Annotated in this window: 19 protein-coding genes; 8 read left to right on the plus strand and 11 right to left on the minus strand. The window is 67.7% G+C overall.

Annotation, left to right across the window (positions count from 1 at the left end):
- Positions 1 to 54: 54 nt before the first annotated feature.
- On the minus strand, positions 55 to 2,505 hold the full coding sequence (locus tag ACJ7Z0_RS07010; protein WP_434789254.1) for a DNA internalization-related competence protein ComEC/Rec2: 2,451 nt from the start codon (positions 2,503 to 2,505) through the stop codon (positions 55 to 57).
- A gap of 169 nt (positions 2,506 to 2,674) precedes the next feature.
- Between ACJ7Z0_RS07010 and ACJ7Z0_RS07015 the strand changes: the two genes are divergently transcribed.
- The 5 genes from ACJ7Z0_RS07015 (at position 2,675) to ACJ7Z0_RS07035 (ending at position 10,984) form a co-directional block, all read left to right on the plus strand.
- The gene (locus ACJ7Z0_RS07015) at positions 2,675 to 6,214 is read left to right on the plus strand and encodes a transglutaminase family protein (RefSeq protein WP_434789255.1); all 3,540 of its coding nucleotides are present in this window, start codon (positions 2,675 to 2,677) and stop codon (positions 6,212 to 6,214) included.
- A gap of 85 nt (positions 6,215 to 6,299) precedes the next feature.
- Positions 6,300 to 9,053, plus strand: a complete 2,754-nt coding sequence (locus ACJ7Z0_RS07020; RefSeq protein ID WP_434789256.1) for a circularly permuted type 2 ATP-grasp protein — start codon at positions 6,300 to 6,302, stop codon at positions 9,051 to 9,053.
- 49 nt (positions 9,054 to 9,102) lie between these two features.
- The gene (locus ACJ7Z0_RS07025; RefSeq protein ID WP_434789257.1) at positions 9,103 to 10,122 is read left to right on the plus strand and encodes a transglutaminase family protein; all 1,020 of its coding nucleotides are present in this window, start codon (positions 9,103 to 9,105) and stop codon (positions 10,120 to 10,122) included.
- Positions 10,119 to 10,577, plus strand: a complete 459-nt coding sequence (locus tag ACJ7Z0_RS07030) for a RidA family protein (RefSeq protein WP_012748505.1) — start codon at positions 10,119 to 10,121, stop codon at positions 10,575 to 10,577. The genes ACJ7Z0_RS07025 and ACJ7Z0_RS07030 overlap by 4 nt, the downstream gene beginning before the upstream one ends.
- 26 nt (positions 10,578 to 10,603) lie before the next feature.
- On the plus strand, positions 10,604 to 10,984 hold the full coding sequence (locus ACJ7Z0_RS07035) for a hypothetical protein (protein WP_431130109.1): 381 nt from the start codon (positions 10,604 to 10,606) through the stop codon (positions 10,982 to 10,984).
- Here ACJ7Z0_RS07035 and ACJ7Z0_RS07040 read toward each other — a convergent pair.
- The 8 genes from ACJ7Z0_RS07040 to ACJ7Z0_RS07075 all read right to left on the minus strand — a co-directional run bounded on the left by ACJ7Z0_RS07040 (position 10,884) and on the right by ACJ7Z0_RS07075 (position 17,733).
- Positions 10,884 to 11,909, minus strand: coding sequence for a LacI family DNA-binding transcriptional regulator (locus ACJ7Z0_RS07040; RefSeq protein ID WP_434789258.1), 1,026 nt, complete (start codon positions 11,907 to 11,909; stop codon positions 10,884 to 10,886). The genes ACJ7Z0_RS07035 and ACJ7Z0_RS07040 overlap by 101 nt on opposite strands.
- 139 nt (positions 11,910 to 12,048) lie before the next feature.
- Positions 12,049 to 13,032, minus strand: coding sequence for a 2-hydroxyacid dehydrogenase (locus tag ACJ7Z0_RS07045; RefSeq protein ID WP_434789259.1), 984 nt, complete (start codon positions 13,030 to 13,032; stop codon positions 12,049 to 12,051).
- 2 nt (positions 13,033 to 13,034) lie between these two features.
- Positions 13,035 to 13,988, minus strand: coding sequence for a sugar kinase (locus tag ACJ7Z0_RS07050; RefSeq protein ID WP_434789260.1), 954 nt, complete (start codon positions 13,986 to 13,988; stop codon positions 13,035 to 13,037).
- A 12-nt stretch (positions 13,989 to 14,000) separates the two neighbouring features.
- On the minus strand, positions 14,001 to 14,744 hold the full coding sequence (locus ACJ7Z0_RS07055) for a sugar phosphate isomerase/epimerase family protein (RefSeq protein WP_434789261.1): 744 nt from the start codon (positions 14,742 to 14,744) through the stop codon (positions 14,001 to 14,003).
- Positions 14,745 to 15,500: an amino acid ABC transporter ATP-binding protein gene (locus ACJ7Z0_RS07060; protein ID WP_431130093.1), complete on the minus strand. Its 756-nt coding sequence runs from the start codon at positions 15,498 to 15,500 to the stop codon at positions 14,745 to 14,747.
- 34 nt (positions 15,501 to 15,534) lie between these two features.
- The gene (locus ACJ7Z0_RS07065; RefSeq protein WP_434789262.1) at positions 15,535 to 16,332 is read right to left on the minus strand and encodes a transporter substrate-binding domain-containing protein; all 798 of its coding nucleotides are present in this window, start codon (positions 16,330 to 16,332) and stop codon (positions 15,535 to 15,537) included.
- Positions 16,333 to 16,379: 47 nt separating this feature from the next.
- Positions 16,380 to 17,033, minus strand: coding sequence for an amino acid ABC transporter permease (locus ACJ7Z0_RS07070; protein ID WP_434789263.1), 654 nt, complete (start codon positions 17,031 to 17,033; stop codon positions 16,380 to 16,382).
- A 28-nt stretch (positions 17,034 to 17,061) separates the two neighbouring features.
- Positions 17,062 to 17,733, minus strand: a complete 672-nt coding sequence (locus tag ACJ7Z0_RS07075; protein WP_434789264.1) for an amino acid ABC transporter permease — start codon at positions 17,731 to 17,733, stop codon at positions 17,062 to 17,064.
- 135 nt (positions 17,734 to 17,868) lie between these two features.
- Between ACJ7Z0_RS07075 and ACJ7Z0_RS07080 the strand changes: the two genes are divergently transcribed.
- Complete coding sequence (locus tag ACJ7Z0_RS07080) at positions 17,869 to 19,590, plus strand: magnesium transporter CorA family protein (RefSeq protein ID WP_434789265.1); 1,722 nt, start codon at positions 17,869 to 17,871, stop codon at positions 19,588 to 19,590.
- A gap of 47 nt (positions 19,591 to 19,637) precedes the next feature.
- Positions 19,638 to 20,375, plus strand: a complete 738-nt coding sequence (locus ACJ7Z0_RS07085) for a metallophosphoesterase family protein (protein ID WP_434789266.1) — start codon at positions 19,638 to 19,640, stop codon at positions 20,373 to 20,375.
- Positions 20,376 to 20,381: 6 nt separating this feature from the next.
- Here the strand turns inward: ACJ7Z0_RS07085 and ACJ7Z0_RS07090 are convergent, their stop codons facing one another.
- Both ACJ7Z0_RS07090 and ACJ7Z0_RS07095 read right to left on the minus strand, forming a co-directional pair.
- The gene (locus tag ACJ7Z0_RS07090; RefSeq protein WP_434789267.1) at positions 20,382 to 20,918 is read right to left on the minus strand and encodes a cysteine hydrolase family protein; all 537 of its coding nucleotides are present in this window, start codon (positions 20,916 to 20,918) and stop codon (positions 20,382 to 20,384) included.
- Between the two features lie 66 nt (positions 20,919 to 20,984).
- Positions 20,985 to 22,577 carry an esterase/lipase family protein gene (locus ACJ7Z0_RS07095; protein ID WP_434789268.1) on the minus strand — a complete coding sequence of 531 codons (1,593 nt, stop codon included), beginning with the start codon at positions 22,575 to 22,577 and terminating at the stop codon, positions 20,985 to 20,987.
- A 212-nt stretch (positions 22,578 to 22,789) separates the two neighbouring features.
- On the opposite strand from ACJ7Z0_RS07095, the gene ACJ7Z0_RS07100 reads away from it, so the two are divergent.
- Complete coding sequence (locus tag ACJ7Z0_RS07100; RefSeq protein WP_434789269.1) at positions 22,790 to 23,911, plus strand: MBL fold metallo-hydrolase; 1,122 nt, start codon at positions 22,790 to 22,792, stop codon at positions 23,909 to 23,911.
- Positions 23,912 to 23,916: the final 5 nt, after the last annotated feature.

Below are 23,916 nucleotides of genomic sequence, written 5' to 3' on the forward strand. Positions count from 1 at the left end.
AGCTTAGCAAGTTCGAGGCCAGTGAAAGCCCTAAGTTGGCGCGGCCGCGCGTCTTCAAGGCAGGCGATGGTGCCAGTAACGGGCCTGGCGCTCCCGTTCGCAGCCGACCTCGGCAGGCGCCCGGCTGTGCCATGAAGCGGCGCCGCAGGGCACGTTTTCGACCAGCCGCACGCCATACGCAGCATAGCGCTCGACCACCTCCGGGACCGGATGACCGAAGCGATTGCGATAGCCCGCCTGGACCAGCGCGATGCGCGGGCGCACCGCCTCGAGCAGCACCGCGCTCGACGAGGTTTTGCTGCCGTGGTGCGGCGCCAGCAGCACGTCGGCCTGCAGCGCGGGGGTTCGCGACACCAGCGCCGCTTCCTGCAGGCGCTCGATGTCGCCGGCCAGCAGCACCGTGGCGCGGCCGTTGGCAACGCGCAGCACGCAGGAAATGGCATTGGGCTTGGTGAAGGAAAGATAGTCGGCCGGCATGGGATGGAGGATCTCGAAATCCACGCCGTCCCAGGTCCAACGCTGGCCGGCTTCGCAGCGCCGGGCCGGGCGCACCGACTGCAGCGGATGCGCGGCTTCGATCGAGCTCAGGAGCGCGGCCTGCGGCTGCATCGCGAGCACCGCGGGCGCGCCACCCGTGTGGTCGCTGTCGCGGTGGCTCAGCAGCAGCATGTCCAGCCGTTCGTCGAAGGCGCGCAGCAAAGGAACGAGCACGCGATGGCCGGCGTCGCTTTCGAGGCTATAGCGCGGCCCCGCGTCGTACAGGAGGCTGTGCGTTGCGGTACGCACGAGGACCGAATTCCCCTGCCCGATGTCCGCGGCCAGCAGTTCGAACTCCCCCGCAGGCGGCCGGGGCGCCTGCCACAGCAGCACCGGCAGCAGGAACGGCAGCCCCAGCGTGCGCAGCGACCACGGCAGCCGCATGGCCAGCAGGACGCCCCCGGCCACCCCGCAGGCTGCCATCCACGCCGGCGGAGCGGCCATCGACAGCGTGGCGTACGGCAGCGCGGCCAGCCAGCGCAGGAGCAAGGCCAGCGCCTGGACCGCCCATGCGGCAACATCCCAGAGGGGCGCCACCGCGGTGCCCAGCATGGCCAGCGGCGTGATCACCAGCGTGACCCAGGGGATCGCCACGGCATTGGCCAGCAGGCCCACCACAGAGACCTGCTGAAACAGCAGCAGGCCGAGCGGCGTCAGCGCCAGCGTGATCACCCATTGCTCGCGAAAAAACGCCAGCAGCCGGGCCGACGGCCCCGTCTTCTCGTCGGCCGCCCGCATGAAGCCGGTCGTGAACAGCACCCCGACTGCGACGAAGCTGAGCCAGAAGCCGGCCTGCATCAGCGCCCAGGGATCGATGGCGACCACCACCGCCGCGATCAGCAGCCAGACATGGGGCCACGGCCAGCGCCGCCCCGTGAGTCGCAGCAGCGCCGCGGTGGCCAGCATCCAGACCGTGCGCTGCGAAGGCACGCCCCACCCGCTGAAAAGCGCATAGAGCCCGGCCAGGAACACGCCGCCGACCAGCGCGGCCTGCGGTGCGGGAAAGCGCAGCATCAGCCGCCCGCTGCGGCGCCACAGCGCGCCGACCGCATGCGCCGCGAGCCAGGCGAACATGGTGATGTGGAGGCCCGAAATCGACATCAGGTGAGCCACGCCGGTGGCGCGAAAAATATCCCAGTCGTTGCGCTCGATGGCGCCCTGGTCTCCGGTGACGAGGGCAGCGATCACGCCCGCCTGCCGGGGGTCGGCGACGCGTTCGAACACCGCGTCTCGCACCGCTTCGCGCGCACGTTCGAGCGGGTGCCGCCACGTGGCCTGCAAACGTGCCGGCGCCGCGTCGCGGGCGCCCGTTCGCACGTAACCGCTGGCATGCACGCCCTGCTCCCACAGCCACAGTTCGCTGTCGAAGCCATGCGGATTGAGATTGCCGTGCGGCGCCTTGAGCCGGACCGTGAGTCGCCAGCGTTCGCCCGCGTGCAGCGGGGCGGCCGCGTCTCCCCTGGCCGCGGCGCGCCCTTCGGGAGCGCGTCCCCAGAGGCTGGTGTCGTCGCGATACCAGCCGAGCGCAATGCGTGCCGGAACACGCGGCGGCGATGCGAGGGGCTCATCGGCCCAGCGGGCCGACTCCAGGTCGAGCCGAAACCGCGTACCGCCCTCGTTGCGCTGCGGCATCTGTGCCACCACACCGACCACCTGCAGGTCTCGTCCTTCGATGGCCGGGTCCAGCGCGCCGCTCGCATAGGCAGCCGCCCGCCACCCTGCGAGCCCGCCTCCGGCGAAGGTTCCGCAGGCCAGGGCCCCGATCACCGGCAGCCCGGCCAGCATGCGCCATGCACGAGGCCAATGGAACATCGGCCGCCATCGCCGCGAAAGCAGGGCCAGCCCCGCGAGACCCGTGAAGAACAAGGCCGCATAGGCACCCCCGCTCCACAGCCCTGCCTGATGCAACTGGCATGCCGCGCCGAGCAGCGTTCCGCCCAGCGCGGCAAAGGCCCACGACCCGGCCATGACGACACCGGACGCCCGCGCCGGCGTCAACAGCAAACTCCGGAACACATGATGCAAACCCTCCCAGGCCCGCGCTCAATGGCGCGTTAATTGCTTTGCTTCTCGGCTAGTATGCGTCTCACAAGAGACATCTTTTCGATGCAATCTCGCAGTACTGCACACAAAACGCATGTCCATTCACGCCGCACTCCACCACGTCACCCACTACAAATACGACCGCCTGGTGCAGCTGGGCCCGCAGGTCGTGCGCTTGCGCCCCGCACCGCACTGCCGCAGCAAGGTCATCTCGTATTCGCTGCAGGTCGAACCGGCCGATCACTTCGTCAACTGGATGCAGGATCCGTTCGCCAACTACCAGGCGCGGCTCGTGTTTCCCGAGAAGACGCGCGAGTTCAAGGTCACGGTCGACCTCGTGGTCGAGATGGCGGTCTACAACCCGTTCGACTTTTTTCTGGAGCCGCAGGCCGAGAACTTTCCGTTCAAGTACACCGCCTCGCAGGCCGAAGAGCTCGCGCCATACCTCGTCACCGAGGAACCCACGCCGCTCCTGTCGGCCTACCTCGACAAGATCGAGCGCAAGGAACAGCGCACCATCGACTTCCTGGTCGGCATCAACCAGCAGGTCCAGCAAGACGTCAACTACCTGATCCGCATGGAGCCCGGCGTGCAGACGCCGGAAGAAACGCTCACCAACGGCAGCGGCTCCTGCCGCGACTCGGGCTGGCTGCTGGTGCAGCTGCTGCGTCACTGCGGGCTGGCCGCGCGCTTCGTCTCGGGCTACCTGATCCAGCTCACACCCGACGTGAAGGCGCTCGACGGCCCGAGCGGCACCACGGTCGACTTCACCGACCTGCATGCCTGGTGCGAAGTGTTCCTGCCCGGCGCGGGATGGGTCGGCCTCGATGCCACGTCGGGCCTCCTGGCCGGCGAGGGCCACATTCCGCTCGCGTGCACACCCACGCCTTCGAGCGCCGCGCCCATCGAAGGCGGTGTCGACGAAGCCGAGGTCGATTTCGGCCATGAAATGAAGGTCACGCGCATCTACGAATCGCCGCGCGTGACCAAGCCCTACACCGACGAACAGTGGGCCGAGGTGCTGGCGCTCGGCGACGCGGTCGACGCGCGCCTCACGGCCGGCGACGTGCGGCTCACGATGGGCGGCGAGCCCACCTACGTGGCCACCAGCGACCGCGACGCGCCCGAATGGAACACCGATGCGCTCGGCCCCACCAAGCGCGGCTATGCCACCGAACTCGTCCACAAGCTGCGGGCCGAGTACGGCCAGGGTGGTTTTCTCCACTTCGGGCAGGGCAAGTGGTACCCGGGCGAGCAGTTGCCGCGCTGGGCGCTTTCGATCTTCTGGCGCGCCGACGGCCAGACGCTCTGGCACGAGCCCGAGCTCTTTGCCGACGAGCGCGTGCCCACGCACTACACGAGCGAAGACGCACGCCGCTTCACCACCGTGCTGGCGCACAAGCTCGGCATCACCGAGCGCTACGTGCAGCCCGGCTACGAAGACGTTTATTACTACCTCTGGCGCGAACGCCGCCTGCCGGTCAACGTCGACCCCTTCGAATCGAAGCTCGACGACGAACTCGAGCGGGTTCGCCTGCGCCGCGTGTTCACGCAAAAGCTCGACGCCGTCATCGGCTACATGCTGCCGCTCGAACCCGCCAATGCCGATGTGGACGCTCCCGCGCTCGAAGGCCCGGGCTGGAAAACCGGCCCCTGGTTCCTGCGCGACGACCGGCTCTACCTGATCCCGGGCGACTCGCCGATGGGCTATCGCCTGCCGCTCGATTCGCAGCCCTGGGCCAGCAAGGGCGACTACCCCTACCTGGTCGAGCGCGACCCGACCGCGCCGCGCGCAGCACTGCCGAGTTCGTCCGACTACCGCGCACGCTATGCCGTGCCTGCCGGCGGTGCAATGGGCGCCGATCTTGGCGCCGTGCCCTATGAATTCGGTGCGCCGCCCGTGGTGCCCGCGGCCCTGCGCATGCAGGCGCCGGGCGGCAGCGGAACCGCGAGCGGCGATGCCGCAGCCGCAGGCGACGGCAAGGCCCCGGCCGATGCAGCCGACCGCTCCGCGACACCAGCCACGCGGCAGCCCCAGCGCGGCGAATCGGCCCACTGGGTCACGCGCACCGCACTGTGCGTCGAGGTGCGCGACCCGCGGCGCGCCAACGGCCCCGCGGCCGAGAAAAAAGGCAGCGCCTCGGGCGTGCTCTACGTCTTCATGCCGCCGCTCGCCCGCCTGGAAGATTACTTGGACCTCGTCGCGGCCGTCGAGGCCACGGCGCAGCAGCTGGGCATGCGCATCGTGATGGAAGGCTACCCGCCGCCGCGCGACCCGCGCCTGAAGATGCTGGCCGTCACCCCCGATCCGGGGGTGATCGAAGTCAACATCCATCCGGCCCACAACTGGAAGGAACTGGTCGCCCACACCGAGTTTCTCTACAACGCCGCGTTCGAAACCCGCCTCTCGGCCGAGAAGTTCATGACGGACGGGCGCCACACCGGCACTGGCGGCGGCAATCACTTCGTGATGGGCGGCGCCACGCCCGCGGACAGCCCCTTCCTGCGCCGGCCCGAGCTGCTCGCGAGCCTCTTGCTCTACTGGCACAACCACCCGTCGCTGAGCTACCTGTTCTCGGGCATGTTCATCGGCCCGACCAGCCAGGCGCCGCGCGTGGACGAAGCGCGCAACGACCAGGTCTACGAGCTCGAGATCGCGCTGAAGGAAATCGCGAAGAACCGCGAGATCCACGGCCAGAACATGCCAGCGTGGATGGTCGACCGCACGCTGCGCAACATCCTGATCGACGTGTCGGGCAACACGCACAGGAGCGAGTTCTGCATCGACAAGCTCTACTCGCCCGACTCCAGCACCGGCCGGCTCGGCCTGCTCGAGTTGCGCGCCTTCGAGATGCCGCCGCACGCACGCATGAGCATTGCGCAGCAGCTGCTCATCCGCGCGCTGGTGGCGCGCTTCTGGGACGACCCGTACAAGGCCCCCGTCACGCGCTGGGGCACCGAGCTGCACGACCGCTTCCTGCTGCCCACCTTCGTCAAGATGGACTTCGACGACGTGATCAGCGAGATGCGCCAGGCCGGCTTCGGCTTCGACGTCGACTGGTTCGCGCCGCATTTCGAGTTCCGCTTCCCCTTGGTGGGCCAGGTGCAGGCCATGGGCGTGGAGCTCTCGCTGCGCAACGCGCTCGAGCCCTGGCACGTGATGGGCGAGGAAGGTTCGGCCGGCGGCACGGTGCGCTATGTCGATTCGTCGCTCGAACGCATCGAGGTGCGCGTCACCGGCCTGAACGAAAGCCGCCACGTGATCACCGTCAACGGCAAGGTGCTGCCGCTGCAGCCCACCGGCACCGTGGGCGAGTTTGTCGCGGGCGTGCGCTACAAGGCCTGGAACCCGCCTTCGGCGCTGCATCCGAGCATCGGCGCCCATGCGCCGCTGACCTTCGACATTGTCGACACCTGGATGAAGCGTTCGCTGGGCGGCTGCCAGTATTTCGTCGCCCACCCAGGCGGACGCAACTACGACACCTTCCCGGTCAATGCCTACGAAGCGGAAAGCCGGCGCATGTCGCGCTTCACCGAGATGGGCCATACGCCCGGCCTGATGCGCACGCCGCCGGCCACCATCGAGCTCGCGGGCAGCCGCGAATTCCCATTCACGCTGGACTTGCGGCGCTGAGCACGGGCATTAAAAGGGCGCAAAGGGACATTTGGCACATCGGCCGTCACACCACCCGTGACGGCAATGTGACAATCCATCCCCTGTGGAACCTTTGAACGAATCCCTGTTCGACGCCCAGGCGCTGGAATTTCCAGCCGCCCTGGCGTCGGCGCTCGCCCCGGCCGCGCTGCCCGGCCACTTCGACGAGCTGCGCGGCGAGGCCACGCCCGCGGCGCCGGCGCGGCCTGCCATGGGCATTCCGCCCATGGCGCCAATGCCGCCCCTGCTCTACGACGCCACGGCGGAGCGCCCGGCCGTGGTGCCAGGCGCGCCGCAGGCGCAGACCCAGACGCAAACGCAGTCCCAGGGTGTCCAGCCAGCGCCGCCCCCCAGAGAGAAGCCGCCCCTCACGCCAGGCTGGAACGCCTTCTTCGACCAGCTCGGCCCGGGCGGGTTCGGCGACCTGCCACGGCGCGCGGTCAGCCTGGAGCGGCAGATCCGGGACAACGGCGTCACCTACAACGTCTATGCCGACGCCAACGGGCCGCAGCGTCCCTGGTCGCTCGACCTCTTTCCGCTGATCGTCTCGCCCGAGAGCTGGAGCCAGATCGAAACCGGCGTGCTGCAGCGCGTGCGCGTGCTCGACCGCGTCATGGCCGACGTCTACGGCCCACAGCAGCTGCTGGCCGAAGGGCTCTTGCCCGCGGCGCTCGTGCGTGGCCATCCCGGCTACCTGCGCGCCCTGCACGGCGTGAAGCCGCCGGGCGACACATGGCTGCACATCGCGGCCTTCGACCTCGCCCGCGGGCCCGACGGCAACTGGTGGGTGGTCTCGCAGCGCACGCAGGCGCCGTCGGGGCTGGGCTACCTGCTGGAGAACCGGCTTGCCATCGCGCGCCAGTTTCCGCAGGCCTTCGAGGCGCTGCACGTGCAGCGCCTGGCCGCCACCTACAGCGCCATGATGGACGGCCTGCAGCACATGTGCCCGGCCGGCGTACCACCGCACATCGCGCTGCTGACTCCCGGCCCCTACAACGAGACCTACTTCGAGCACGCCTACCTCGCGCGCTACCTGGGCGTCACCTTGGTCGAGGGCAGCGACCTCACCGTACGCGACCAGCGGCTCTACCTCAAGACGCTGCAGGGGCTGCGGCCGGTGCACGGGCTCATCAAGCGGCTGGACGACCAGTTCCTCGATCCGCTCGAACTGCGTCCCGACTCCACGCTCGGCGTGCCGGGCCTGCTGCAGGCCATTCGCGCCGGCAACGTGCTGGTGGCCAACATGCCGGGCTCGGCGTTTCTCGAATCGCCCGCGCTGCTGGGCTTCCTGCCCGGCCTCGCGCGCCGCCTCATCGGCGAAAAGCTCAAGCTGCCGGCGCTGCCGACCTGGTGGTGCGGCGAGCGCGCCGCGCTCGAGGCGGTGCTGCCGCAGCTGGGCGATTGCGCCATCAAGCCCACCTATCCCGGCTCCGACGGCCAGACCAGCTTCGACGCGGTGCTGGGCAGCCAGCTGAGCCGGCGCCAGCTCGACGAATGGGCCGGCCGCATCGTGCGCGAAGGCGAAGCCCACACGATCCAGAGCTACCTCCCGCTGTCGCAAATGCCCACCTGGGCCAGCGACATGGGCCCCGGCCACATCGCACCGCGCGCGGTGCTGCTGCGCGTCTTCGCGGTGAGCGACGGCGCGCAGTCGTGGCGGGTGCTGCCCGGCGGGCTGGCACGGCTCGCGGGCCGCGATGCGCAGATCGCCTCCATGCAGCGCGGCGGCAGCAGCGCCGATGTATGGGTGCAGACGCATGGCGAAGTCGACCGCACCACCCTGCTGCAGCCGCACGCCACGCCGGCCTCGCTGGCGCGGCACCGCGCGCCCGTGACCAGCCGCGCAGCCGAGAACATGTTCTGGCTCGGCCGCTACACCGAGCGCGCCGAAAACGCAGTGCGCCTGGCGCGCCTCACGCTCAACCTGCTGGGCAGCGAAGACCAGTCGTCGCGCCCGCTGCTCGACTGGCTGCATCGCATGGCGCTGCGCAATGCGCTGGTGCCGGCCGAAGTGCCCACCGCGCCGCAGTCGCGCCGCGTGTTCGAACGCGCGCTGGTCGCCGAGCTCGGCGATGTGGAGCGCGGCGGCAGCGTGGGCTTCAGCCTGCGCTGCATCCGGCAGGCTGCCGCCGCCGTGCGCGAGCGACTGTCGCAGGACAACTGGAACCAGATCATGCGCGCCGAAGCCGAGTTTCTGCGGCGCGCGGCCGAGCAGGCCGGCGAAGGCAGCTTTGCCACCGGCGCGGCACTGCGCGCGCTCGAATCCGCCAGCACCGCGCTTGCCGCCATGACCGGTGCGCAGACCGACCGCATGACGCGCGACGACGCCTGGCGCCTGCTGTCGATCGGCCGCCACATCGAGCGCCTGGGCTTTCTCTCGAGTGCGCTGGAGGCCGGCTTCGAGAACGGCGCGGTGCACGAAGTGAGCGGCTTCGAAGCCATGGTGGCTCTGTTCGACAGCACCATCACCTTTCACGCCCGCTACCAGCAACGGCGCGACGTGGCCACGCTGGTCGACCTGCTGGTGCTCGATGCCGAGAATCCGCGCTCGCTCGCGTGGGTCACGCAAACGCTGCGCGGGCGCATTGCGCGCCTGGCCGGCAGTGCGCCCGGCAAGCTCACCGCGCTGTCCTACGAACTGCCCGATCCGGCCACCTGGACGCTCGAGCATCTCTGCGTGGTGGGAGCCGACGCGAACTACCCTGCGCTGGCCGAGCTGCTGGCCAGTTGCGAGACGGCGGCCTACCATGTGTCCGACGCCATCGGCACGCGCTACTTCACGCTCACTTCCGAATCGCTGCGCTCCGTGGGCGCCTGATGACGCGCTCCCCGCGAGGTTGCAACCGAAGCAGCCAAAGAGAAATTTCATGCTCCTTCATGTCACGCACGAAACCCGCTACGAGTATTCGCCCCCGGTCGAAACGGCGCAGCACCTGGCCCACCTGAAGCCGCTGGCCACCGGCTCGCAGCGGCTCGTGAGCCACAAGCTCGCCATCGAGCCGCAGCCCGCGCAGCGCAGCGAGCAGCCCGACGTCTACGGCAACATGCGCGCGTTCTTTGCGCTCGAATCCACGCACGACAGCCTCGTCGTCACCGCCGAAAGCGTGGTCGAAACCTCGACGCCGCTGCTTGCGCCGGGCATTGCGCGCGACATGCCCTGGGAGGCCGTGCGCGAGCGCTTCCGCTACCGCAAGGACGCCACCTTCGACCCGGCCTCGGAGTTCGTTTTTCCGTCGCCCTACGTGCCGCGCCACGACGACTTCGCGGCCTATGCGCGCGCGAGCTTCGCGCCCGAGCGGTCGACCTTCGACGTGGCGATGGACCTCACCGAGCGCATGTACCGAGACTTTGCCTACGACGCCGACAGCACCGAGATCAACACACCCGCCGTGGAGGCCCTCGCGCAGCGCAAGGGTGTGTGCCAGGACTTCGCCCACATCATGATCGCCTGCTTCCGCGCCATGGGCCTGCCCGCTCGGTACGTGAGCGGCTACCTGCTCACGCAGCCGCCACCGGGCCAGCCTCGGCTGGTGGGCGCCGACGCCTCGCACGCCTGGGTCTCGGTGTACCTGCCCGGTGAAAGTGATGGCGGCAACGGCGACGGCAACAGAGACGGCCACGACAGCGCCGGCGGCTGGGCCGAATTCGACCCCACCAACGGTCGCCAGCCCGGCGAGGACTACGTTGCACTCGCGATCGGCCGCGACTACTCCGATGTCTCGCCCATGCGCGGCGTGCTGCACGGCGGCGCGCGCCACACGCTCAAGGTGGGCGTGACGGTGCGGCCCATCGAAGAGCTGCGGACCCAGGCCGCGGAGGCGGCGCAGTCACAATCACAGACACAATCGCAGATTGAATCGCAACCCATAGACAAGGACCTCCAATGAGCGTTTACGACAAGCTTTCCAGCCTCGGCATCACCCTCCCCCCTGTCGCCGCCCCCGCCGCCGCCTATGTGCCTTTCGTGCGGACCGGCAATCTCGTTTTTCTCTCGGGCCACATTGCCAAGAAAGACGGCAAGGTCTGGGCCGGCCAGCTCGGCGCAAACATCGGCACCGAAGAAGGCAAGCAGGCCGCACGCGCCATTGCCATCGACCTCTTGGGCACGCTGCATGCGGCCGTGGGCGACCTGAACAAGGTCACCCGCATCGTCAAGGTCATGAGCCTGGTCAATTCCGTGGGCACGTTCACCGAACAGCACCTGGTGACCAACGGCGCGAGCGAGTTCTTCGCCGAAGTGTTCGGCCCCGAGAAGGGCGCGCATGCGCGCAGCGCGTTCGGCGTGGCGCAAGTGCCCATGGGCGCCTGCGTCGAGATCGAGCTGATCGCCGAAGTCGGCTGACCGGCTCTGCGCAGGCAGCAACAGCCATGAGCGTGCAGGCCCTGCGCTCGTCCTTCGGCAACAAGTGCCACTGGTGCGGGCTGCCGATGGATTTTGCGGAGCCTCGCAGCGCGCCGGAGTCGGCCACCATCGAGCACCTGAACGATTCGACGCTGGGCGGCGTCCGCAAGCAGAAGCACCGGCGGCTTGCCCACGCCATCTGCAACCAGACGAGGAACGAGTTCAAGCTGCAGGCCGAACGCGGCTTCCAGCGCTGGATTGCAGAGCGCGTCGAGGCCGGCCTCGCCCGCGCCGCGGATCAGCCCGTCATGCCGGCCGGGACGAGCCCCGCACCACCAGTTGTCCCGGCAGCAGCAGTTGCCGCGGCGCTGCATCCAGCCCCCGCAGCCGTTCGATCAGGCAGGTAGCGGCCGAGCGGCCGATGGCGTCGGTCGGCTGCGCCACGGTGCTCAGGCCGGGGCCGATCAGCGAGGCCCATTCGGGATCGTCGAAACCGACGAAGCCCAGGTCTTGTCCGAACTGCCAGCCCAGCCGCGCCATCGATTGCGCGATGCGCAGCGTGACCACCGCATTGCCCGCGACCACCGCCGCCCGGCGCCCCCTTTTTGCGCGCTGCCGCAGCGAGCGCAAGGCTTCGTCGAGCGCATCGCCGTCGCCTTCGACGCTCTCGAAGACCTCGCCCGCCACCCGCGGCTCGTGCGCGGCCACGCAGGCACCGAAGGCGGCCGTGCGTTCGCGCCGCGAGCTCACGCCCTTCTGCGGCTCGGTCACGTAGAGCAGTTCGCGAAAGCCGCCTTCGACCAGGTGGCCGCAGGTGTCGCGCATGGCCGAATGGTTGTCGAGCGCGACGAAGTCGGTGTGCATGCCAACATGGCGGCGGTCGACCAGCACCGCGGGCTTGCCATGCAGCGTGACCGCGTCGACCACGTTGCTGCCGCGGCCCAGCGTGTTGAGGATGAAGCCGTCGACCTGGTAGCCCGCAAGCGCATCGATGGCCTCGCGCTCGCGTTCGCTCTCGTTGCCCAGGTTGAACAGCATCACGAGGTAGCCCGCTTCCTGGCAGGCCTTCTCGGCACCGCGCAGCACCGCCACCGAATAAGGGTTGGTGATGTCCGCCACGATCAGGCCGATGAGCCGCGAGCGTCCATGGCTCAGCGCCTGCGCCATCGGGCTGGGCGTGTAGGCCAGCTTGGCGATGGCCGCCTCCACGCGCGCCGCGATGTCGCGGCTCAGGAGGCGGTCGCGGTGGTTGAGAAAACGCGAGACGGTGGCTTTGGAAACGCCTGCTGCCTTCGCGACGTCGGCGATGGTCGCGCGGCCCGCGGGGTTCATGCGCGGCTCTCGCTCCCTCTCCCCCTGGGGAGAGGGTTGGGGTGAGGGCCGGCGGCGATGGCGTGGGTAGCGTTTGCACGACGGCCGACGCCCTCACCCCAACCCTCTCCCCGGGGGGAGAGGGAGCAAGACACCGGGTTCATGCAGCCGCCGTGTCGTACGCCGCCGTCGGCTTCTCGCCGGCCAGCACCTGCAGCAGGTTGGTGGTTGCCAGCTCCGCCATGGCATGCCGCGTCTCATGCGTGGCCGAGCCGATGTGCGGCAGCGGCGTCACGCGCGGATGGGTGCGCAAGGGCGAATCGGCGGGGAGCGGTTCCTTCGCGAACACGTCGAGGCCCGCGGCGCGCAGCGTGCCGTGGTCCAGGGCGTGGAGCAAGGCGGCTTCGTTCACCGTGGCGCCGCGGCCGCCGTTGATGAAGGCTGCTCCCGGCTTCATGCGCGCGAAGAAGGCGGTGTCGATCATGCCGCGCGTCGCGTCGGTCAGCGGCAGCATCGCCAGCACGATGTCCGAACGCGCGAGCAGGTCGTCCAGGGGCGTGTGCGTGGCACGGCCCTGCAGCTCGGGTGCCTGCGTGGCCAGGTCGACCGGCCGGCGCGAGTGATAGAGCACCGGCATGCCGAACCCGAGCGCGCCGCGCCGCGCCACGGCCTGGCCGATGCGGCCGAAGCCGAGAATGCCCAGCGTCTTTCCATGCACGTCGGTGCCGAAGAGTTCGTCGCCGATGTTCTTCGTCCACCGGCCTTCGCGCACGAGGTTCGAAAGCTCGACCACGCGCCGCTGCGTCGCCATCAGGATCGCAAACACCGTATCGGCCACCGTTTCGGTCAGCACGTCGGGCGTGTGGCACAGCACGACGCCGCGCTTGTGCAGTTCCGCCAGCGCGTAGTTGTCGACGCCGACCGATATGCTCGAAATGACCTCGAGCGCAGGCGCTGCGTCGAGCAGCGCCGCATCGACCGTGTGGCTCGCGCCGATGAGCCCGTTCGCCGTGCGCAGCGCGGCGGCGAAAGCCTCGGGCTCCTTGCGCGGATCGGCCACGGTCACATGGTGCGCAGCCTGCAGGCGCGCCAGCTGGTCTTCGGGCAAGGGCCGAAAGACAAGCACGTTCTTTTTTGTCGTCATGGTCAGAGTCCTGCTTCTTCGAGTTCGGCGCGCGTGGGCAAGCCTTCAGTGTCGCCCAGAACCTGCACGGCGCGCGCGCCGATCCAGGCACCGCGGCGCACGGCCTCGGGCACGCTCTTGCCTTCGAGCAATGCGCTCACCACGCCAGCCGCAAAGCCGTCGCCCGCGCCCACGGTGTCGATCACTTCCTTCACCGGAAAGCCATCGACGCGGCCGGTGCCGGCCACGTCGCTGTCGTAGTAGGCGCCTTCGGCACCGAGCTTGACCACCACCAGCTTCGCGCCTCGCTCGCGATAGAAGCGCGCCACGTCCTCGGGCCTGGTGTGGCCCGTGAGCAGCAGGCCTTCCTCGATGCCGGGCAGCACCCAGTCGGCGCGCGAGGCCAGCTCGTTGACCCAGTGGCGCATCGTTTCGGTGGAAGACCACAGCGTCGGCCGCAGGTTGGTGTCGAACGAGATCGTGCGGCCGGCCGCGCGCATCACGTCCATGCTCTTGAGCGCGGCCTGCAGGCTGGTGTCCGAGATGGCCGCGAACACGCCGGTGGCATGCAGGTGCCGCGCCGAACGCAGCCAGGCTTCATCGACATCGGCCGGCCCCATCTGGCTTGCGGCCGAACCCTTGCGGTGATATTCGACGGGTGGGTCGCTGCCATCGGTGACGCGGCCCTTGAACTGGAAACCCGTGCGCTGCGCCGCATCGCAGATGACGTGCGAGCAGTCGATGCCCTCGGCCCTCATGGCGGCGATCAGGTGGCGCCCCATCGAGTCGGTGCCGAGCCGGCTGGCCCAGCCCACCTTGAGCCCCAGGCGAGAAAGGCCGATGGCCACGTTGGTCTCTGCACCGGCCGTGCGCTTGTGGAACGCCTCTGCGTTCTCCAGTGGACCGGGCCGGTCGGCCACCAGCAGCAGCATGGCCTCGCCGAACAGGGCAACGTCGAAAGCGGTGGGTTCTGTCATATGTGGTTCTGCCTACGCCCGCGCGGCGCGGATGAAGTCGATCTGCGTGCGCGTGGCGGCCAGCAGGTCGTCGCCGACCAAGGGGTATTCGATGGCGTGCGGCACGTCGGCGGGCAATGCACGCAGCACCGCGCGCCACGGCGCGGCGGAGTCGCCCAGCGGCACCGCCACCCACTTGTGCGGCAGGCGCTGCGCGCCCTTGCAATGCACGTAGCGCACGCGGCGGCCCAGCACCTCTGCGGCCTGCAAGGGGCACTCGCCAACCCAGTGCCAGTTGCCCATGTCGAAGGTCATGCCCAGCTCGACGCCGGCACGCTCGGCCGCATCGAAGAATGCCTGCAGCGCGGGCAGCGTGCCGGCACGCACGGTCTGGTCGTTCTCGATCAGCAGCTCGACGCGGGTTTGCGACAGTTCCACTTTCAGGCCCCAGAGCGAGCCGTGCGAAGAAGGCTGGAAATCGCCGATGGACATCTTGAGCCGCTTCGCACCGATGCGCGTCGCTGCGGCGATGCCGCGCTTGAGCGCGGCGCTGTCGAGCCAGCCGCCTTCGGCCCAGAGGCCTTCGGGGCTGGAGTACACGGAGGCGAGGCCCTTCAGCGCGGGCAGTTCGGCGTCCGCATCACGCAGCATCTCGCCACGCACTTCAACGGAATCGGCGCCCGCTGCCAATGCCATTTGCGCGCACCAGAGCTGGCCATGCCGCCCCACTTCGGCCGCGCCGAAGGACGACAGGGAAATCAAAACGGAAAAGGACATTCAGTGTGCTTGGTGGGAGCTGAGGATCTGGCCGAGGAATTGTCGTGTCCTTTCGTCCTTGGGATTGCCAAAAAAGTCGGCGGGCGGCGCCTGCTCGACGATCTTGCCGTCGGCCATGAAGATCACGCGGTCTGCCACGCTGCGGGCAAAGCCCATTTCGTGCGTCACGCACAGCATGGTCATGCCGTCTTCGGCCAGGCCGATCATGGTGTCGAGCACTTCCTTGACCATCTCGGGGTCGAGCGCCGACGTGGGCTCGTCGAACAGCATGATCTTGGGCGTCATGCACAGCGCGCGCGCAATGGCCACGCGCTGCTGCTGGCCGCCCGAGAGCTGGCTCGGGTACTTGTGGGCCTGCTCGGGAATGCGCACGCGCGCAAGGTACTTCATGGCCACCTCTTCGGCCTGTGCACGGGTCATGCCGCGCGAGCGCATCGGCGCGAGCGTGCAGTTTTCCAGGATGGTGAGGTGCGGGAACAGGTTGAACTGCTGGAACACCATGCCCACTTCGGCGCGCACCGCGTCCACATTCTTGCCGCCGGCCGTGAGGTCGATGCCATCGACCACGATGCGGCCCTTCTGCACCGTCTCGAGCCGGTTTATGCAGCGGATGAGCGTGGACTTGCCCGAACCCGAGGGCCCGCAGATCACGATGCGCTCGCCCTGGCGCACCGACAGGTCGATACCGGTCAACACCTGGAATTCACCGTACCACTTGTTGACCGCTTCCATGCGGATGATCGATTCCGTCGTCATGCCAGGATTCCTCGTTTTTCTCTGCCTTGGCGGCTCAATGCATCTTGGGCAGGTCGGCCTGCAGCCACTTTTGGTAGAGCTTGTTGAGCTCGCCGTTGGCAGTGTTCTTCGCGACGAATTCGTTGACCGCCTTGTGCAGGTCGTCCTGGCCCGGACGCATCGCGATGCCCATCGATTGCTGCACCAGCGTGAACTTGTTTTCGTAGGTGCCGGCGGGCACGCGCTTGGCGATCTGCGCTGCGACGGTGACCGAGCAGCCGATGGCATCGACCTGGCCGGAGATCAGCGCCTGCATGGCCGAGGCATCGTCGTCGAAGCGGCGGATCTCGGTGCCTTCGGGCGCGGCCTTGGTCACGGCCACGTCTTGCGTCGAGGCGCGGGCCACGCCCACGCGCAGGCCCTTCAGGTCGCCCGCCGCCTTGATAGGCGTCTTGGTGGCACCGTACAGCACGATGGTCGCGGCCGCATAGGGCTGCGAGAACTGCACCTGCTTCGAACGCTCGGGCGTGATGGCCAGCGAGGCGACCAGCACGTCGACCTTGTTGGTCAGCAGGAAGGGAATGCGGTTCGGGCCGGTCACCGGCACGATGTTGGCCTTGACGCCCCACTCCTTGGCCAGCAGCTTGGCCACGTCGGCGTCGTAGCCGTCGGGTTGGTTCTGCACATTGGTGGTGCCGTAGGGCGGAAAGTCGACCAGCATGCCGATGGTGATCTCGCCCTTCTTCTTGATGTCGGCGACGGACTGCGCCGAGGCAAAGGGTGCGAACACCGTGAGCGCGGCGCCCAGGCCGAGAGCTGCCAGCGCAACGCGGCGGGTGGTGATACGGGTCATGGGGATGTGTCTCCGGGAAAAAGAAAGAAAGCGACGAGAAAAGGGAATCAGCGGGCCAGGGCCTGCGCGCGCCTGCGCTCCATGCGGGCAGCGAGCAGCGACAGCGGCCAGCAGATCGCGAAGTAGATGGCGGCCACCACCGAGAACACGACGAGCGGCTGGAAGGTGGCGTTGTTGATGATCTGGCCCGCGCGGGTGATCTCCGCAAAGCCGATGATGGCCGCGAGCGAGGTGCCCTTGATGATCTGCACCAGGTAGCCCACCGTGGGCGCGAGCGCGATCTTGAAGGCCTGCGGCAGCACCACGTCGCGCATGCGCGCGCTGTACTTGAGGCTCAGCGCCTCGGCCGCCTCCCATTGGCCGCGCGGAATGGCCTGGATGCAGCCGCGCCAGATCTCGCCCAGGAAGGCCGCGCTGTTGAGAACGAGCGCCACGCCCGCGGCAATCCACGGGTTGATGTCGAGCCCGAGCACCGGCGCGCCGAAGAAGATCAGGAACAGCTGCAGCAACAGCGGCGTGCCCTGGAAGATCTGGATGAACACCGTCGACACGGTGCGTGCCCAGGTCGAATCGGAGGTGCGCATGAGCGCGATGGTCAGCCCCAGGATCGCGCCGCCAATGAAGGCAATGGCCGACAACGCCAGCGTCCACTTGGCCGCTTCGAGAATGAAAAGGAATTCGGGAAAGCCGAAGGTACGCATGATTGTTTGTGCTCGGGTGCGTGGCCTGTTACCGGCGGTCCGGGTAGTTGAGCGTGCGCTTGTAGATGAGCTTGAACAGCGCCGAGAACGCCAGCGCCAGTGCCAGGTAGATGGCAGCCACCACGATGTAGATCTCGAAACTGCGGAAGGTCTGCGACTGCAGGTTGGCGGCCACCGAAGTCAGGTCGTCGGCCGAGATGACCGACACCACGGCCGAGCTCAGCATCAAGAGGATGAACTGGCTCGTGAGCGCCGGATAGATGGCCTTGAGCGCGGGCTTGATGATCACGAAGCGGAAGATCTCCCAGGGCTTCAGGTTGAGCGCCCTGCCCGCCTCGATCTGCCCCTTGGGAATCGACTCGATGCCCGCGCGAATGATCTCGGTCGCATATGCGCCCAGGTTCACCACCATGGCCACCAGCGCGGCCGTTTGCGGCGACCAGCGCAGCCCGATGGCGGGCAGTGCAAAGAAGAAGAAAAACAGCTGCACGAGGAACGGCGTGTTGCGGATCACCTCGATGTACGCATTGACGATGAAGCGCAACCAGCCTGGCCCCGATGTCTTGCCCCAGGCGCAGAAGATAGCGACCACCAGGCCCAGCAGCGTGGCCACCAGGGAGAGCTGGACGGTGATCCAGGTGCCCTTGAGCAGCAGCGGCCAGGCAGCGAAGACGGCGTCGAATTGAAACTGGTAATTCATGGGTGCGGCAAACACGGCGTGGCCGCGCGCATGCCTCGGAAGCAATGCTTGCAGCTTATATGAAACCGGTTTCAGGCCTACCTAGGGATTCCCCTAGGTCAGCCTTTTGACAGTCCTTCTGCCTACACTCATGCGATGCTGAATACACCCGAGGCTCCTGTCCGCGCAGAGGCAAGCGCATCCCTGGCGGGCGCCTATGCGCCGCCTGCCGTGCAGCATTTCAGGCAGGCCCTGCTCTGGCCCCTGCGGCTGATGCCGGCTCCGGACGACAAGCCTTCGCACCACGGTCCCTGGCACGTGCTGCGCGAGATGGGCGATGCCTCGCCATGGCGCGAAGAGATCGATGAATACACCGGCGACAGCAGCCGCTTTCACGAACGGCACTACAACGAGTTCGTGAGCTTCCTGCCGTACGTGCAGCGCTTTCTCTACGGCGAGGGCCGCTCCAAGAGCAAGAGCGGCAATGAAGACGGCCACGGCGGCGATTCGCCGATGCGCGTATTCCGCCGCCACGACATTGCGGCAGTGCGCGTGGTCGCGCAAGCCGGCGATGCGCCCATCACACTCGACGTGGTGCATTGCGACCTGTATTTCTTCTTCGACATCGACGTGGTGATGCTCAACCTCGAAGTTGGCGCGGACCACCTGAGCCTGGCGCAGGCGCAAGACCTGCTCTACCGTTTCGGCCGCGCGTATCCGGCCGGCTGGAATGCCGAGGGCGGCGCGCTGCATTGCATGGCCAGCGTCGAATGGCTGGCTGCCGATGGCAGCGTGCTCGCGCGTTCGGATGCGCAGCAACGCGAAGCCTTTCTTTCGCACGTGGCCCAGCACCGCGCGCCGCGCATCTCGGCCCACTGGGCCTATCTGATGCAGCCGCTGGTGAGCGACCATTCCGACGACCCTGGCCTTCTGCGTTACCGCCAGATCGAGTACTACCGCATGCCGGTGATGGCATATCTTTCGCTCGACGATCCCAAGCGCCTCTCGCGCAACGACTTCATCCGGCTCGGACTGGTCACCGGCGCCGCCGAGGCCGATGCGGCGCAGCAGTCGCACCTGCCCTATGCCGACCAGCATCTTGCCGACTTCGAGAAGCGCTATTGCTACGACCGCTTCTGGGTCGATGCGGGCGCGGCGCCCAACACGCGCTACCTGTGCAACGGCCACGCACTGGTCGTGGTGGGCGATGCACGCTCCGAGTTCTTCTGTTGCCGCGACCGCGGCGTGCTCGCGCAGTTCAGGCACCAGCACTTCCTGCTGTTTCTCATCGCGCACTTCCAGAAGGCCTCGCTCCTGATGTTCTCGGACCAGCTCGTGGAGGCCCTCAAGCGGCTCGACATCCGCAGCACGCCGAGCGTGAAGCAGTTCAAGCGCGCCATCCGCGCGAGCTTCGAACGCTTTCTGCGCTTCACGCACCGCTACTGGTTCCACGAGATCTCGGAGCAGGCGCAGGTGCGCGCGCTCTCCCACATGTGCACCGCGCACCTCGGGCTCGATCCGCTCTACGACGAGGTCAAGGCGCGCATCGCCGACATGAACACCTACCTGGATGCAGACAGCCTGCGCCGGCAAGCCAGCACCGTGGTCCGCCTCACCGTGGTCACGCTGTTCGGCCTGATCGGCACGGTGACGACAGGCTTTCTCGGCATGAACCTCCTCGCCGAGGCCGACGCGCCGCTGTGGCGCAAGGTGATCTCCTTCGGCGTGGTGTTCGGGTTCACGACCTGGCTGACCATCTACACCATGGTGAAGTCGCAGCGGCTTTCCGACTTCATCGATGCGCTCTCGAACGACCGGCTGGGCTTCAGGGGCAAGCTGGCCGCGCTGGCGCGGGTGTGGCGGCCGGGCTCGGACTAAGATCGCGCCCCTCTCCCCTCTCTCCGTTGCCTGCACAGGGTTTGCGAATGCGCATTGCGATCGTCTCCGACATCCATGGGAATCTTCCTGCACTCGAGGCCGTGGTCAAGGACATCCGCCGCCGCGGCGTGGACGCCGTCGTCAACCTGGGCGACAGCCTCTCCGGTCCGCTGATGCCGCTGGAGACCGCGCAGTTCCTGATGGCCCAGGACTGGGTTCATCTTGCCGGGAACCATGAGCGCCAGCTTCTTACCCTGCCCTCCGGCCGGCGAGGACCGTCGGACGAGTTCGCGCATTCGAGGCTCGGCGGGAAGGAATTCGCATGGATGGCGTCGCTGGGGCCGAGCTTTCGCTTCAGTGCGGAAGTTTTGCTCTGCCATGGCACACCGGCGAGCGATCTCGAGTACTTTCTGGAGACCGTCGAGTCCTCGAACTTCCGCGCGGCAACCATGCCGGAAATCGATGCGCGCCTTGGCAAGGTCGATGCCGAGCTGATCGCGTGCGGTCACACGCACGTGCCGCGCGTGGCCCGCGCATCCGGCGGGCAGCTGATCGTCAATCCGGGCAGCGTCGGCCTGCCGGCGTATGACGATATCCATCCCTATCCGCACGCCGTCGAAACAGGTTCGCCGGATGCGCGCTATGCCATCGTCGAGCGGTCGGAAGGTGCCTGGATCTCGACGCTCATTGCCGTGCCGTATGACCACGCGGCCATGGCTGCGCTGGCTCTGGAGCACGCGCGTCCGGACTGGGCCTCTGCGCTCTCCACCGGACGCATGCCGTAGCGGCACTCAGTCGCCGAACGCGATCTCCGCGCTGTCGACCGCGCGGATCGGCACGCCAAAGCTCGTGATGTCCGAGAGCGTGGCATTGTGGTGCGCACGAATGAAGGCGCCTGTGGCGTGCGGCTTGTCGTGCGAGGTGTGCGCGTCGGCCGCGAGCGTGACCTCGTAGCCCAGCCCGGCGGCGCGGCGCGTGGTGGTGTCCACGCAAAACTCCGACGAATAGCCGCAGACCACCACGCGCTGCACGCCTTTCCCGGTCAGCCAGGCCTCGAGCGGCGTGCGCAGGAAAGAGTCGGGCGTGGTCTTGCGGATCTTGGTGTCACGCGCATCGACGTGCAGCGCATCGGCCAGCTGCCAGCGCTCGGAATCGAACTCCAGGTCGACGGCGTTCTCGTGCTGGATGAAGGCCACCGGCACGCCTGCGCCACGCGCGCGTTCGGTGAGCGCATTGATCCGCTGCACGACCTCTCCGGCCTCGTGAGGGCGAGGCGGATCGTCACAGAGGCCACGCTGCATGTCGATGACGAGGACGGCAGTTTTCATGGTGATGGAAAGCAGGACCTTGGGTCACAGAGTATGACCCCGGAGCCGGCCTTCCGGGGCGCCGCTTCAGCTCCAGGCGCTCACCTCGAGCCGCACCTTGCCGCTGATGCCCGGCGCCGCAGGTGCCGCGCCCAGGCTTGAAAGCGGCACGATGAACTGCAGCTTGCCATTGGCCAGCTGCTTCGGGCTGATCGGCAGCGACGCCTGCCCCGCGGTGTCGGTCTGCCAGCCGTACTTGACGTTCCAGTTCTGCGCCGGATCGTCCGCCCGGGGCGGCGCGATCTCGATGACCAGCGTGTCGCGGAACAGCGAACTGCCTTCGTAGTGGCCGTCGAGCCAGAACTTCTTGTTCACCTGGTAGTCGGGCACGCGCACGCCCAGCGTCATGGCGTAGGCCAGCGTCGGCCGGTCCTGCTTCACGCGGGCCTTGTTGGCAAGGAACACGGTCGAGAGATAGATCGAGCGGCGCTCGGGCTTTTCCGGATCGGTCAGTTCCTTGTGCGTGCGGCAGGCGGGCGAGTCTTCCTCGGCCACGCGCCGGCTCAGGTACCAGCGCTTGCCGCGCGGCGCGGCCAGCAGCTCGACCTGGTAGAGCGCATCGACGTCGGCGTCCTTGGGCAGGTCGGGCGGCAAGGTGACGCCATCGACGTCGAACCAGAGATCGACGCGCACGTCGCCGAACAGAAAGCGCACGAGGTTCTGGTAGGCCTCCTCGGAATTGACGATGCCGAAGTAGCCCGAGTGCGAACGAAAGGCGTAGGCGGTGGCCACGGGCTTGCTGCGTTTCAGCTCGTCGATGGACCAGAGCGAGGCATTCTCGATGCGCACCAGCCCGTCGCTGCCGTGGCCCGCGAACATGCGCGAAAGGCCCTTGGCCGCTTCGTAGTCGCCGCGGTTGGAGCCCACCATGCAGAAGAAGCGCTCGGCCGGAAAGGACGCGGCCGGCAGGTAGTCCATGCGGCCGTCGACCGGCGCCGTGTCCAGAAACTCCGACATCTTCTCGCGGTTGAAGGTGTTCATCTCGTTGGCCGTGAGCCAGGCCGGCACGTTGACGCCGCCCATGTCGATGCCGTTGTGCGGCGTGGCATAGGTAAACACCTTGTCCACGCAGGCGCGCGCCGCCGCATCGCCGAGCGCCGGGTTCTGCAGGAAGGCCCGCACCACCAGCCCGCCCATCGAATGCGCCACCAGGTAGCAGCGGAAGTCGGCCGCCGGGAAAGCGGGCCCCTCGCGCAGCGCCACCAGGTCGCGCACGCGAAGGATCAGCTTGCTCAAACCCTGCGCGTAGATCTTCACGTCCCGCGACTTGCCGTCGCCGAGCAGCTCCGAGCCGCTGTCGTAGTAGCGGTAGATGACGATGGAGGCAGCCGGAATGCCGTCCACGTCCTTGCCGGTTTCGTCGGGCGAAGGCTTCCAGTCGTTGTCCAGGATGTCCAGGCCGTTTTGATAGACGCTCTGGTATTGGTAGTCGGCCAGCAGCCGCACCACCGGAGATTCGAAGACGAACTTCTGCGCCGGCGCGTCCTTCTTGACCGTGGCGCGGTACACGGTGGAGCCCACATTGAAGCCGCAGAACGGATCGGCGGCAGTGTCGTCGCGCTCGGCTTCGGTCATCGCGTAGCCGCGCACGTAGATGATGGGATAGCGGTTGCTGCTCATGGTGTGTGCACCTCTTCCATGCTCGCAAAACCGCAAGACGCGGCGCTTTTCAGTGTGCCGCGCCAGGTCCTTGCCATCCATAGAACGCATGGCATACGACAGGTGGCGGGCCGCGCAAATGCCCCTTTGCGCCGAATGTTTCTGCCGCTGAAACCATTCGGCGCGGCGCCCGGGCTAAGCTCGCGCCGCAAAACCCGACCACACCCGAGCCCATGAACGAAGACGCCCGCCCCGCGAATCTCCTCCAGCGCAGCTTCCGCCGCTGCGGCACCCTGCTGTTCGCGGCCAGCTGCACGCTGGTGGCCGCATGCACCAGCAACAGCGGCTGCGAGGTGCGCTACGACGGGTCGCCGCAGTTCAAGGGCTGCACCTTCCAGAATCTGCCGAACCCCGAAGTCATGCCTTCCGCGAGCGCATGGCGAATCTGGTCGCGCTTCATCGTCGGCAGCAAGGTCGACACCGTGCCGGTCGATCCGATTCCGGTGCGCATGCTGAGTACCGCCGACCTGGACACGCTCGACAACAAAGCCAACCACGTGGTGCGGCTCGGCCATTCGTCGCACCTGCTCAAGCTGCAGGGCAAATACTGGCTGATCGATCCGGTGTTCAGCGAGCGGGCCTCGCCGTTCAGCTTCGCCGGGCCCAAGCGCTTCCACAAGCCGCCGCTCACGCTCGAGCAGCTGCCGCCGATCGAAGGCCTGATCCTCTCGCACGACCACTACGACCACCTCGACGTGGCCACCATCGAGTACCTGGCGCAGCGCGTGCAGCGCTACTTCGTGCCGCTGGGGGTGCGTGCGCGGATCGTGGCCATGGGCGTGCCCGCGGAGCGTGTGACCGAGCTCGACTGGTGGCAAGGCGGCGAACACGACGGCGTGAAGCTCACCGCCACGCCGGCGCAGCACTTCTCGGGCCGCACGTTGACCGACCGCGACCGCACGCTGTGGGCCTCATGGGTGGTGCAAAGCGGCGATCAGCGCATCTTCTACAGCGGCGACTCGGGCTATTTCCCGGGCTTCAAGCAGATTGGGGAGCGCTTCGGCGGCTTCGACCTGGCGCTGATGGAAAACGGCGCCTACGACGCCTACTGGCCCGCCGTGCACATGACGCCCGAGCAGAGCGTGCAGGCCTTCGAAGACCTGCGTGGCAAGGTGCTCTATTCAGTGCACAACAGCACCTTCGACCTCGCCTTTCACACCTGGCACGATCCGCTCGATCGCATTGCGGACCTGTCGGAAGCCAAGAAGATCGAACTGGCGACGCCGGTGATCGGCGAAGTGCTGACGGTGGGCAAGGCGCGCACCAACGAGCGCTGGTGGCAGGGCCTGCATTGAGGCCT

It is taken from the genome of Variovorax palleresanus, assembly GCF_051144945.1.
Lineage (GTDB): Bacteria > Pseudomonadota > Gammaproteobacteria > Burkholderiales > Burkholderiaceae_C > Variovorax > Variovorax paradoxus_S.

Coding starts and splice junctions, on each gene's coding strand:
- ACJ7Z0_RS07010 (WP_434789254.1), bottom strand. CDS start 2,505: ATGGCCGGGTCGTGGGCCTTTGCCGCGCTGGGCGGAACGCTGCTCGGC.
- ACJ7Z0_RS07015 (WP_434789255.1), top strand. CDS start 2,675: ATGTCCATTCACGCCGCACTCCACCACGTCACCCACTACAAATACGAC.
- ACJ7Z0_RS07025 (WP_434789257.1), top strand. CDS start 9,103: ATGCTCCTTCATGTCACGCACGAAACCCGCTACGAGTATTCGCCCCCG.
- ACJ7Z0_RS07030 (WP_012748505.1), top strand. CDS start 10,119: ATGAGCGTTTACGACAAGCTTTCCAGCCTCGGCATCACCCTCCCCCCT.
- ACJ7Z0_RS07035 (WP_431130109.1), top strand. CDS start 10,604: ATGAGCGTGCAGGCCCTGCGCTCGTCCTTCGGCAACAAGTGCCACTGG.
- ACJ7Z0_RS07040 (WP_434789258.1), bottom strand. CDS start 11,909: ATGAACCCCGCGGGCCGCGCGACCATCGCCGACGTCGCGAAGGCAGCA.
- ACJ7Z0_RS07045 (WP_434789259.1), bottom strand. CDS start 13,032: ATGACGACAAAAAAGAACGTGCTTGTCTTTCGGCCCTTGCCCGAAGAC.
- ACJ7Z0_RS07050 (WP_434789260.1), bottom strand. CDS start 13,988: ATGACAGAACCCACCGCTTTCGACGTTGCCCTGTTCGGCGAGGCCATG.
- ACJ7Z0_RS07055 (WP_434789261.1), bottom strand. CDS start 14,744: ATGTCCTTTTCCGTTTTGATTTCCCTGTCGTCCTTCGGCGCGGCCGAA.
- ACJ7Z0_RS07060 (WP_431130093.1), bottom strand. CDS start 15,500: ATGACGACGGAATCGATCATCCGCATGGAAGCGGTCAACAAGTGGTAC.
- ACJ7Z0_RS07065 (WP_434789262.1), bottom strand. CDS start 16,332: ATGACCCGTATCACCACCCGCCGCGTTGCGCTGGCAGCTCTCGGCCTG.
- ACJ7Z0_RS07070 (WP_434789263.1), bottom strand. CDS start 17,033: ATGCGTACCTTCGGCTTTCCCGAATTCCTTTTCATTCTCGAAGCGGCC.
- ACJ7Z0_RS07075 (WP_434789264.1), bottom strand. CDS start 17,733: ATGAATTACCAGTTTCAATTCGACGCCGTCTTCGCTGCCTGGCCGCTG.
- ACJ7Z0_RS07080 (WP_434789265.1), top strand. CDS start 17,869: ATGCTGAATACACCCGAGGCTCCTGTCCGCGCAGAGGCAAGCGCATCC.
- ACJ7Z0_RS07085 (WP_434789266.1), top strand. CDS start 19,638: ATGCGCATTGCGATCGTCTCCGACATCCATGGGAATCTTCCTGCACTC.
- ACJ7Z0_RS07090 (WP_434789267.1), bottom strand. CDS start 20,918: ATGAAAACTGCCGTCCTCGTCATCGACATGCAGCGTGGCCTCTGTGAC.
- ACJ7Z0_RS07095 (WP_434789268.1), bottom strand. CDS start 22,577: ATGAGCAGCAACCGCTATCCCATCATCTACGTGCGCGGCTACGCGATG.
- ACJ7Z0_RS07100 (WP_434789269.1), top strand. CDS start 22,790: ATGAACGAAGACGCCCGCCCCGCGAATCTCCTCCAGCGCAGCTTCCGC.